Below are 9130 nucleotides of genomic sequence, written 5' to 3'. Positions count from 1 at the left end.
CAGAACTCAGCAGATCGCCGAGTTCTCAAACCAGTAGGTCTCCGGACATGCCGGGGCGATTCAGTAAGGACGCTGGAGTGCGACGCGATATCGCATCTGTGGTGGATATCTACAAGGTGGCGACCGATCAAATTCGGCAGACCATCCGAAACTACGAGCGCGCTGGTGTCGTTGCGGAGTTGAACGGCCGCCCCGTCGAGTCGTAGAGGGCTCGGACGACGCGTTCGTCCGTCGTTGAACAGCGCCTTCCCCGGAGGGCTGCCCAACGCGCACAAGGCTTTCAGAAACTTGGACCTAACAGGTCTCACCCGAGGCGTGCTGAGTTTCAGGCTTTGACGTCAGTGGTCCTGTGTGACGGCGGTGATGAGCCGTTCGAGGGTTTTCCACTCGATGTCGGGGGTGCGGACGAAGGATACGTAGTCGATGCCCAACTGACGCACACGGCGGATCTTCGTGGTGATCTGGTCGATCGTGCCTGCAAGAACGGTGGGTAGCTCCTGAAGCTCCTCGTCTGCCAGGTCGGGCCGCAGCGTTCGCATGAGATCGAGGTTGGGTTCATCGTCCACGGCGGCCACGTTGAAGGGAAAACAGAACGTGATGTCATCGGCGCGATCGCCGGCCTTGGCCCGGGTGTAGTCGATGCGTTCAGCGAGTTCTGTTTCGGTGACGACTGGATCGATGAGCACCATGTCGGCGTACTGGGCGGCAGCGGCGAGGAGGCGGTCGCCCTTGCCCGCGATCCGGGTGGGCGGTGCCGGTATATCGGATGGCGTGACGAAGGCGGGGTCGGTGAGGATGTCGCTGATTGCCAGGGCGGTCTTTGTGACGGTGCGCACGCGCTCGCCGGCGGTGGGAAACGGAATTCCGGCGGCCACGGACTCCTGCTCGGCGTGGCCTGTGCCGAGGGAGGTGATGAAGCGCCCCCCGCTGAGCTGGTGGACCGCCGCGATGTCGCGGGCCAGCAGGTGGGGCCGGTAGAACGATGCGTTGAGCACGTGATTGGTCACCCGGACCGCGGGAACCGCCGTGGCGATGGCGGCCAAGGTGGGAAGCGGTGCGACCATTCCGAGGTGATCAGGAAGCTCGATCACCCCGAAGCCCAGGCCGGCGGCACGATGGGAATCGTCGATGTACTGCGTAATGGGAGCGAGTCCCGGCGCCAGTACCAATCCCACGATCGGCTCGCGTGCCATGCCTTTGCACCTCTTCTCGGATACGGGGTTGTCGCGCTTGTCCCATCTAATGAACGTCGAGGCCGGTGTATTCATTCAGGGGTTGTCCCATCGAGCGCACTGGACCACGAAGAGTGAGTGAATCGTCCGGTGCCCACCCATGCCCGGCTTGGTGTCAGGCACGCGACCGAGGCCGCAATGATTCCCGCAGCAGCCATGTTTTGTGCCTCCACAAGCGCTTCTGCCCACTCCCGAGCTCTACGACCTGATGGTTGGGAAGTCGTGACCGAGGCCGCGTGGACCCTCTCGGCAGGCCCTGACGCCGCCCGGCTGGATACGTTGCAGGGCAACGAGATTCCTGATTATGTCGCTCACCAGAGGTGGGTCATGAACCAAGTACTGCAAGCCACGTTGAGCGACCAGGTGATCGCCGACGCATTCAGCGCCGTCTCCTTCATGGTCGATCATCCCTCGATCCTCGCGGACCGCGCGCTACTCGAACAGGCAATCAGGGCGAACAAGTCGGTTCTCCGGACTCACCGGGGTGATTCACTACTGCGCGAACAGCATGCGCAAGCGCGTCGAGGGACACGTCGACAATGGCGGCGAGTTGGGCGGGGCGGGCCCCGCCTCTGCTCATGACAGCAAGGGACTGGTTCACGGCCGCGGTGTGGACGGCGAAAGTGTCGGCAATTTGATCGGGCAGTCCACCGATTATCAGCGCGTCGCGTAATCGGCTGCGCTGCAACTCGACCGCCTCCTGTGCCCGGTCGGCGATGCTCGGGCTCAATACCGGCACCGCCATCACTGTTTGAACCACCAGGCATCCGTCGGGTAGATCAGGGTCTGCGACGCGCTCCAGGGTGACGTCGAAGAACGCTCGCACCGCTGCGAGCGGTTGAGTGGCAGCACAGGACAGTGCGTCGTCGTATTTGCGTCCGTAGCGGGTGACATAGCGCTGCAGGCACCGCGCGAAGAGCGCGTCTTTGTCGCCGAACGACGAGTAGATGGAGCTGCGGTTGAGCCCGGTTGCCCGGGACAAGTCGTCCACCGATGTGTCGGCGTAGCCGGCCCGCCAGAACTGGAGCATCGCGGCGTCGAGTGCCGTGTCGACGTCGAACTGCTTCTTGCCTGCCATGCCGAACCTCCTCGCTGACACCGGAGTGCTCGCCATTCTATCTTGAACTGCCCGTTCCAAGATGGGTAGGCTGGCCGCACGGCGATGATCCAGTGCGCGGCCTGGCGGCAATCGACCATCCCAACACCGATGGAGGAAACCTATGACCATCCCTACGTCTGCCCTCGCCCACGACAACCCGGTCCGGGGCCTACCGCTGCAGGATCTGGCGAGCTTCACCCACCGCTGGGTCGACGCGGACGGCGTCCGCGTTCATACCGTGGTGGGCGGTAAGCCCGGCGGCTCCACCGTCGTGCTACTCGCCGGCTTCCCGCAGACCTGGTGGGCATGGCGGAAGGTGATGCCCGGTCTGGTCGACCGATTCCAGGTCATCGCGATCGACTTGCCCGGCCAGGGTCATTCCGAACGCCCAGACATCCATTACGACACCCACACCGTCGCCGCCTACATTCACGCTGCAGTGAAAGCGCTTGAGGTTTCGACGTATTGGTTGGCCGCTCACGACATCGGTGCGTGGGTCGCGTTCTCCCTCGCCCTGAAATACGAGGACCGGCTACGCGGCGTCGCGCTGCTCGACGCCGGGATCCCGGGCATCACACTGCCCGCCGCCATCCCGATCGATGCCGAGCAGGCCTGGAAGACCTGGCATTTCGCATTCCATCTGGTGCCCGGTCTGCCCGAGACGCTGCTCACCGGCCGGGAACGCGAATACGTCGAGTGGTTTCTCAAGGCAAAATCCCTCTCACCCAACACCTTCGGCAACGCCGAGATCGAGCATTACGCCGCGGCCGTCGCCGCTGACGGCGGACTCCGCGCCTCCCTGGCCTACTACCGAGACGCCGCGGAATCGGCGCGCAAGAACCACGAGATCCTCGAGCGCCGCCACCTGGCGGTGCCGATTCTCGGAATTTCCGGCAGCGACGGCTCCATCCCCGATATGGCAGCGTCCATCGGCCCGTGGGCCGACAATGTCACCGGGATCGTTGTGCCCGGCGCGGGACACTTCATCGCCGAGGAGCAGCCCGAAGCCGTGGCTGCCGCTCTATCCGGCTTTTTCGTCGACGGTGACTGACGCTGGGTACCCGTCACCGGCAACCAACCTAGCGGGTCAACGACTGTGTCCCGAGGACGATTGCGAGGGCGAGGCGTTCGGCGTTCTCGGACTCGGGTTCGGCGGTGTAGATCATGATCCGGAGATCGTCGGCGGCGACGATCATCGTGTCGCAGTCGAGGGCGATGAGGCCGGCGCCGGGGTGGTCGATGACCTTGTGTCTGCCCTGATCTTGGTGCGGTTCCAAATCGCCGGCCTCCCAGAGCTCGACGAATCGCGGACTCTGCGCGGCGAGCTCGCCGATCAGCCGCTTCAACCGTGGATCGGCGGGATACCGGGCAGCGGTCAGGCGCAGGTCGGCAACCAGCCGAGCCTGCAGGTCGGCCCGTTCGTCGGCGGTGGCGACAGCGCGGCTGCCCGGCCCGATGAGGTGGCGCCAGACGCTGTTGCGTTCGATCCCCCGCCAACTCGTGGTCTGGCCCATCAGCGCGTCGTACGGAGCGTTGGCGAGGATCAGTGTCCATGTGGCGTCGAAAACGGCGACCGGGGTGTGGGCCAGGCGGTCGAGCAGGCGTTGCACGCTTGGCGTGATCCGCGATGACACCAGGTCGCGACCGGGGCTGACCTGCCCGGCGAGCCGGAAGAGGAGGTCGCGCTCGGCGTCGGTGAGGCGCAACGCGCGCGCGAGTGCCTCCACCACTTGCGCCGACGGCGAGGTGGCCCGGCCCTGCTCGAGCCGGGTGAGGTAGTCGACCGAGATCCCGGTCAACTCGGCGACCTCTTCCCGGCGCAGTCCGGCAGCGCGGCGGCGTGTTCCTTCGGCAACGCCGACCGTCGCAGGAGCGATGCGTTCGCGCCAGCGACGCAGCGTCCGACCCAACTCCCACGATTCCACCTCTCAACTGTGCCCTACCCCGTCCCCGCTGTCCTGGCCCTGGCAGTCCTACGAAAACCGGACTACTGCCTATGCGGTCACGTACGGCCGACACTCGATGCGATGACGACGGTCAGGGTCCCGCGTGACCCGCCGTGTGAACCCGTGAAGATGGGAGCGGCCATGAACTCAGTTGGGTCCGGCACCGTGTTGATCACCGGGCCGACCGGCGGGCTGGGCCGGGCGGCGACACTGGCGATCGCCAATCGTCCTGCGCCCGAACGGCCGGACTTGCTGCTGGTCGGCAGGCCCGGTCGAGCATTGACCGAGGTGGCCGGCGACGCGCGGGCCGCGGGAGCGACCGTGCACGAGATCGGCTGCGATCTGGCCCGGTTGGCCGACGTGCGAGCGGCGGCGCAGGAAGCGAGAGACCTGCTCGATGGTGGCGCGGTGCGCCCACTGCGCGGAGTCGTTGCCAACGCCGGCGTGATGGTCGTCGACACCCATGGTGCCTCCGCGGATGGCTACGAGCTGACGTTCGCCGTGAACTACCTCGCGCATGCACAGCTCATCGACGGTCTCCTCGACTCGTTCGTCGCTCCCGCTCGTATCGTCCTGCTGGGGTCGAACACCTACCACCAGAACGTCTTTCGCCGCATATTGCGAGTCGCACCCGCCGATTGGCGCGACCCGATCGATCTGGCCCGGCCCGCCGCCCCGGACGAGCCGGCGACCGTGGAGCGTGCCGGGACGGCCTATTCCAACTCCAAACTCGCGATCCTCTACTACGCACACGAGTTGCAGCGCCGACTCCCCTCGGGAATCACCGTGGCGGTGTTCGAACCCGGATTCATGCCGGGCACCGGCCTGGGGAGAGGTCACGGCCCGGCCGTACAACGGATCGGGCGAGCCATCCAGGCCATCCCGGGGGTCTCGTCGCCGACCCGATCGGCTCCAGCGCTCGCCTCGGTCGTCCTCGACGATCGCTGGGCGCACTTGCGTGCCGGCGCCTTCGTCGTCAAGAACACCGAACGCGACGTGAAGCCCTTCGCCGAGGATCCGATTCGTGAGGGACGGCTGTGGGCGGCCACGGCCGAACTGCTCAACGCCAGTGTCACCTAGGTCCGGAACTGCTTGCGGTACGTCGACGGAGCGAGTCCGGTGTCGCGCCGGACCAGCTCGCGCAGGTTGGCCGAGGTGCCGAGGCCGCTGAGCTGCGCCACCCGCTCAAGCGGCAGCTCGCTGTCCTCAAGCAACCGGCGCGCGTGCCGGATTCGTTGCGTGGTGAGCCAACTCAAGGGCGTGGTGCCGAGTTCGGCGCGGAAGCGTCGGTGCAGGGTCGTCACGGCGAGATGGGCGTGCTGGGCCAAGTCCGAGACGGTCAATGGCCGGTCGAGGTGTTCGGTGGCCCAGTCGAGGGTCGCGGCCAGCGATGCCGCCGACACGTCGGGCACCGGATGTTCCACGAACTGTCGTTGACCGCCATCGCGGAAGGTGCCGAAGACCAGCCGGCGGCTGACGTGGTTGGCGACCTCGGCGCCCCAGTCTTTACGGACGATGTGCAGGGCCAGGTCCAGGGCGGCAGAACTGCCCGCGGAGGTGAGGATGTCGCCGTCGTCGACGAACAGGACGTCGCCTTCGACGTGCACATCCGGGTAGCGGGCGGCGAAGTCGTCGAGAAGCTGCCAGTGCACCGCCGCGCGTCGGCCGGCCAGCAGACCGGCCTCGGCCAAGGTGTAGGCGCCGGTGCACAATCCGACCAGTCGGGCTCCACGTCGATGTGCCTCGCGGATCGCGTCCAAGACGGCGGTCCGCGAGGCCGTGGCGATGTCGGGACGGTTCGGCACGATCACGGTGTCGGCCGCAGCGAGTGAGGCCAGGTCTTCGGCACCGGTCAGGCGAAAGAGGTTGTCGCGCATGTGAGTCGACCGACCCGGCGACACGATCCAGCTTCGGTACGGCTCGAAGCCGATCTCCGGCCGCCGCCGGGCGGCGAAGATCTCGCAGGCGCAGGCCATCTCGAAGGGATTCGAGCCCTCGTCGACGATCAGCGCCACCGCATGAGGTGTGCGATCCGCGATACGGCAGGATTCTTGCGCCATGGGCCATTTCTACCCCTGTCGGGCGCGATGCGGGACGTCTACCGTCGACCATCGTGACCGAGCGCATCACCTTGACCGCCGAACTGGACACCTTGACCGAATACTGGTCGCAGCGTGTCGTGGCCGAGGCCAACGGCAACCTGTTCAAAGTGGCCAAGGGCGTCGGCTCGACGAATTGGCATTCTCACGACGATCAGGACGAGGTGTTTCTCCTCGTCGAAGGCGCGCTGACGGTGCAGCTACGTGACCGCGATGTCGCACTGGCGCCCGGTGACCTGTTCGTCGTGCCGCGCGGCGTCGAACACCGTCCAGTGGCGCACAGCGAGGCCAGATTCCTGATCATCGGGCCGTCCGTCACGTCCAACGCCGCAGGCGGCAAACCCGCCTGGAGCAATCAGTAGCGGACCCGGGCCTCAGGTCGGCAGAAGCCCTGCCGCGCGGTAACTTTCGATCAGAGTGTCGTAGAGCGAGATGTCCGAACGGCTCCTCGCGATGAGTTGCGCGCCGGCGACGGCCGCGAAGATGGCGCGTGCCCGGGTTTCGGCGTCGGCACCGGTGACCACGGACGCCTCCGACAGGAGCCTGGTCAGCCACGCGACGTTGACGTCGGTGAAGGTCTGTACTTCATGTTTGACCGTCTCCGGCAGGTCGTCGTATTCGGCAGCCATATAGCTGCACAGGCACATCCGGTTGTCGTTCTCGAGTGCCTTGCGAAACGTCTCGGGGTAGCGGCGCAGGGCCTGCATCGGGTCCTGGGATTGCGCTGACAGCGACTCCAGCGTGGCCGCTGAGTCTTCCCAGTAACGCCTGGCTACCGCCGCACCGAGTTCGGCCTTGCTGGGGAAGTAGTGGTAGACACTCGCGGCCTTGATGCCCACGTCCTTGGCGAGATCCCGAAAGCTCAACCCGCCATAGCCGCGTGTCTGTGCAACGCGGGTGGCGGACGCCAGGATCTTCTCCCTGTTCGGGGTCACCTCACTCATCGCTGCCAACTCTCCTGTTCGGGGCACATTCGCCGATCGCCCGGCGACACCTCACCAAGCTACCTACCTGCCGCCAGGTAGACAACCTATCTGCCGCCAGGTAGCCTCCCTACCGAGTGGCAGGTAGGAAAGCTGAAAGGACGAACAATGAGCCCCGAGATCACTGGTTTCGACGCGACCACACTGGCTGAACTGATTCGGACGCGGGAAGTCTCTCCCGTCGAGGTGATGCAAGCCCACCTTGATCGGATCGGCGCGGTCAATCCGAAGCTCAACGCGATCGTCACGGTCGCCGGCGACACGCTCGACGCAGCCCGGGCCGCCGAAGCGGCGGTGCTCTCCGGTGCGGAACTCGGCCCGTTGCACGGGGTGCCGATCTCGGTGAAGGATTCGATCGACACCGCCGACGTGCTGACCCAGCGCGGTTCGCCGATCTTCAAGGGCCGCATCCCCGAAGCCGATGCGGTCAGCGTCGCGCGGTTGAAGAGTGCGGGTGCGATCGTGGTCGCGAAGACCAATCTCCCCGAGTTCTCCTATTCGACGGAGACCGACAATCTGCTCACGGGCAGGTCGAACAATCCGTGGAGCCTCGATCGCACGCCCGGCGGGTCGAGTGGGGGAGAGTCGGCGGCCATCGCCGCGGGTATGTCACCACTGGGGCTCGGCACCGATCTGGCCATCTCGGTGCGTGGCCCGGCGGCCCAGACCGGGATCGTCGGGCTCAAGGCGACGCATGGACGCATCCCGATGACCGGTATCTGGCCGCGCGCGCCGCGGCGCTTCTGGCACGTCGGCCCGATGGCACGCAGCGTGCGCGACATCGCCTTGGCCTATTCACTTCTCGCCGGCCCCGACGGTGCCGACGCCTTCGCCTCCAGCACCGTGGGGTTCGACGCTGGTGTCTCGCCGGACCGACCGTTTCGAGTCGGCTGGCTGGTCGAGCCCGGCTTCGGGCCGATCGACCCCGAGGTCGCGGCCACCGTGGAGGCCGCCGCCGACGCACTTGCCGATACCGGCTCAGTCGTGGAACCCGTGCGTATCCCCGCGTTGGAACGCGATTTCGCCCTCGATGTGTTCAATCGCCTGCACGTGATGGAGCTCAAGCCCGCCTTTGCCGAGGCGACCGCCGGCCGAGCCGACGACGAGTTGTTCACGATGGCCAAATACATGCGTGCCAGACCGGATACGTCGATGACCGATTACATCCAGGCCGAGCAGGCCGCCGAGCGACTCAGGGACGGTTTCGCCGACTACTTCCGGCGCTACGACGCCCTGCTGTGCCCCGTCCTGCCCATTCCCGCGCACACGCACGGTGCCAGGGAATTCGTCATCAACGGTCAGCGCGTGGATGCCACCTACATCCAGGGCGCCACCGTGCCCTTCAATGTGACCGGTTTGCCTGCGCTGTCGATGCGGTTCGGCACGAGTGGCGATGGCCTGCCGATCAACGTGCAGCTGGTGTCCGCCTGGTCGGCCGAGGCGACCGTTCTGCACCTGGCCGCACTGCTGGAGTCGGCCAGCCCGGTCCGCGGGCTACGGCCGAACATCTGACCCCTTCGTCCTGGCCAGGCTGCTGCCGCCGTCGGTGGCGGCCCGCGTCGCGCTGCGGGTCATGGAGCGGATGCTCCGCCGGCGATGATTCTCTAGACCACCGGCGCTAGGTTCGTGTGACGCCGGGGCGCATCGCGGAGAGGCGGCAACGACGACACCAGAACCTCTTCGGCTGTTGCCTGCGGAGCTCTGAGAACGCGCGGGAATCATCAAGGCCTACCTGGCGGTTGAGTTCGATGGTGGCCAAGGCGTCGCCGTC

At 66.2% G+C, this 9130-nt stretch carries 10 protein-coding genes; 5 read left to right on the top strand and 5 right to left on the bottom strand.

Going from position 1 to position 9130, the window contains the following annotated elements:
- On the top strand, positions 1 to 206 hold a 206-nt coding region (locus tag ACWDTP_RS20835; protein WP_450023179.1), incomplete at its 5' end, for a hypothetical protein.
- Between the two features lie 132 nt (positions 207 to 338).
- On the opposite strand, the gene ACWDTP_RS20830 is transcribed toward ACWDTP_RS20835, so the two are convergent.
- Both ACWDTP_RS20830 and ACWDTP_RS20825 read right to left on the bottom strand, forming a co-directional pair.
- The gene (locus ACWDTP_RS20830; RefSeq protein ID WP_450023177.1) at positions 339 to 1268 is read right to left on the bottom strand and encodes an LLM class flavin-dependent oxidoreductase; all 930 of its coding nucleotides are present in this window, start codon (positions 1266 to 1268) and stop codon (positions 339 to 341) included.
- A gap of 412 nt (positions 1269 to 1680) precedes the next feature.
- On the bottom strand, positions 1681 to 2310 hold the full coding sequence (locus ACWDTP_RS20825) for a TetR/AcrR family transcriptional regulator (protein ID WP_450023176.1): 630 nt from the start codon (positions 2308 to 2310) through the stop codon (positions 1681 to 1683).
- 142 nt (positions 2311 to 2452) lie between these two features.
- Here ACWDTP_RS20825 and ACWDTP_RS20820 point away from each other — a divergent pair, with 142 nt between their 5' ends.
- On the top strand, positions 2453 to 3382 hold the full coding sequence (locus ACWDTP_RS20820; protein WP_450023174.1) for an alpha/beta fold hydrolase: 930 nt from the start codon (positions 2453 to 2455) through the stop codon (positions 3380 to 3382).
- 28 nt (positions 3383 to 3410) lie between these two features.
- Here ACWDTP_RS20820 and ACWDTP_RS20815 read toward each other — a convergent pair whose 3' ends face one another.
- Entirely contained in the window at positions 3411 to 4256 is an 846-nt protein-coding gene (locus ACWDTP_RS20815; RefSeq protein ID WP_450023172.1) for a helix-turn-helix transcriptional regulator, read from the bottom strand.
- 162 nt (positions 4257 to 4418) lie between these two features.
- Between ACWDTP_RS20815 and ACWDTP_RS20810 the strand changes: the two genes are divergently transcribed.
- On the top strand, positions 4419 to 5357 hold the full coding sequence (locus tag ACWDTP_RS20810; protein WP_450023170.1) for an SDR family NAD(P)-dependent oxidoreductase: 939 nt from the start codon (positions 4419 to 4421) through the stop codon (positions 5355 to 5357).
- Here ACWDTP_RS20810 and ACWDTP_RS20805 read toward each other — a convergent pair.
- Entirely contained in the window at positions 5354 to 6337 is a 984-nt protein-coding gene (locus ACWDTP_RS20805; protein WP_450023168.1) for a GlxA family transcriptional regulator, read from the bottom strand. The two genes, ACWDTP_RS20810 and ACWDTP_RS20805, sit on opposite strands and share 4 nt — an antisense overlap.
- A gap of 53 nt (positions 6338 to 6390) precedes the next feature.
- On the opposite strand from ACWDTP_RS20805, the gene ACWDTP_RS20800 reads away from it, so the two are divergent.
- Positions 6391 to 6738, top strand: a complete 348-nt coding sequence (locus ACWDTP_RS20800; RefSeq protein WP_450023166.1) for a cupin domain-containing protein — start codon at positions 6391 to 6393, stop codon at positions 6736 to 6738.
- Positions 6739 to 6750: 12 nt separating this feature from the next.
- Here the strand turns inward: ACWDTP_RS20800 and ACWDTP_RS20795 are convergent, their stop codons facing one another.
- Positions 6751 to 7320, bottom strand: a complete 570-nt coding sequence (locus ACWDTP_RS20795) for a TetR/AcrR family transcriptional regulator (protein ID WP_450023164.1) — start codon at positions 7318 to 7320, stop codon at positions 6751 to 6753.
- A gap of 147 nt (positions 7321 to 7467) precedes the next feature.
- Between ACWDTP_RS20795 and ACWDTP_RS20790 the strand changes: the two genes are divergently transcribed.
- A complete protein-coding gene (locus ACWDTP_RS20790) occupies positions 7468 to 8871 on the top strand; it encodes an amidase (RefSeq protein ID WP_450023162.1) in 1404 nt (467 codons plus the stop codon).
- Positions 8872 to 9130 lie beyond the last annotated feature (259 nt).

This window comes from Mycobacterium sp. NPDC003449 (genome assembly GCF_053588415.1).
Note: the sequence above shows the minus strand (reverse complement) of the source record. Positions and strands in the feature narration are given on the sequence as shown.